Raw genomic sequence first — 1,629 nt, 5'->3', positions numbered from 1 at the left:
GGCTCTGTCTCACATTCGGTGGTGACTCTGCGTGGCGCTATCCGAGGAGGATGCGGTGGCGGAGGAGGGTGAAGCCTGCTCGTCCGTGCATCTGGCGGGCAATCCGCTTGGTCTTGGTGTTGACGCCCTCGGTCGGGCCGTTGCTGTACGGGAGTGTGAATGCGGCGATCACAGCGTCGCGGTCTCGCTCGAGACCGCGGGTAAAGGCGTGCAGATACGGCAGATCGGCCGCGCGGACCTGGGCGACCCATTGGTCGAGTGCGTAGGCGTTTTCTGGTTGAGGCTTCAGGAATGGGGCGAAGGTCCCAATGTGGGCTGCCAGTTGGGTCAACTCGGGGCAGGCGGCGGTGAGCCGGGCCAGGAGGTCGTGGTGCTCGGCCTTGAGGCTGTCGGGCTTCGTGAGGAGCATCCGGGCGAGTCGGCGTGCGGAGATATGGCTGCGGTCGGCGTCCGCGCGGCCCTGGTTGATGTACTTGTACAGGAGGTTGAGGCAGCCCGTGAAGCCAAGGGCCTTGATCTCTTCGAAGAGGTGCTGGACGGGGACGGCGGGGTCGTCGGCCCGGCGTTTGCGCAGGTGCTCGCGGTAGGGATCGACGAGGCTGGTGCGGTATTTCGGGACGCGGAGCATCCGCTCGGGCCGGTCGGCTCGGGCATAGCGTTTGACGGTATTCAGGGACAGTTGCAGACGGCGGCCGCATTCGAGGAGGCCCACGCCCTGGTCGAGGAGGTCGTGGATCTGGTGCCAGCGTTCCAGGGTGGTCCGTGCGCGGGGCCCGTCATACAGGGGCGTCTCCAGCACGGTGGCCCAGCAGTTACTGTGCGCCTTGATCTCGCTCAGGGCGGCTTCGCACAGGTTGTGCCACAAATGCCAGCGGTCCCCGACCTGCACTGCGTCGGGCAGGGCGCGGCGGATGGCCTCGGCGTAGGTCGCCGAGCCGTCACGGCACACGATCTCGACGCCCGGATGCTCGCGCAGCCAGGCTTCCAGGCTGTCAGCAGTGCGGTCGGGCAGCACGTCGATCCGCTCATGGGTCTCGGCGTCGATCACCACGGTGGCATAGCGGTGCCGCCGGCGCAGAGCGAAATCGTCGACGCCGATCACGCGGGGCACCCGTCTCGTGGGCAACGGGATCCGCAACAGGGCACGCAGAGCCGTGTGACGCGACAGACCTACCGTGAGTTTCGCCAGCACGCGTGCCCCTGCCCGGCCCGCTAACTCCTTGACTACTGCCTTGACCTGCGCGGTCAGGCGGGTGGTGCGTCGCTGATAGCGCTCCAGCACCCCGGGCACCTGCTCGCGGAAGGTGTGACGGCAGCCGCGTGTGGGACAGACCAGACGCCGCACCCGTACGCGGACCACCACTCGTCGGCCGTCGACCGGTACGTCGGCCACTGTCCGCCAGTGATATCCGTGAACGCGCCCCGACGACGCCCCGCACACCGGGCAGGGCGCGGTCTCCTTCGGAGTCCGCGCCCTCACCACGACCCGCTCACCCTCGTCGACCACATCCTCAATGACCAGCGGAGATATCCCCGAAAAGACCATCTGCACAAGCTGGTTGACATCCATCACATCGATATCAACGACCCTGCACCACGCAGAGTCACCACCGAATGTGAGACAGAGCC

Annotated in this window: 1 protein-coding gene; it reads right to left on the bottom strand. The window is 66.9% G+C overall.

Annotated elements, in window-relative coordinates:
* Positions 1–37: 37 nt before the first annotated feature.
* Positions 38–1,570 (bottom strand): ISL3 family transposase, encoded by a 1,533-nt coding sequence (locus tag ACZ68L_RS46855; RefSeq protein ID WP_469591033.1) that lies wholly within the window; start codon positions 1,568–1,570, stop codon positions 38–40.
* Between the last annotated feature and the right edge of the window lie 59 nt (positions 1,571–1,629).

The sequence above is a fragment of the Streptomyces sp. NPDC104309 genome (genome assembly GCF_055584025.1).
Note: the sequence above shows the minus strand (reverse complement) of the source record. Positions and strands in the feature narration are given on the sequence as shown.

What these genes read in the sequence shown, in the direction of transcription:
- ACZ68L_RS46855 (WP_469591033.1), bottom strand. Translation starts at nt 1,570, where the DNA reads ATGGATGTCAACCAGCTTGTGCAGATGGTCTTTTCGGGGATATCTCCG.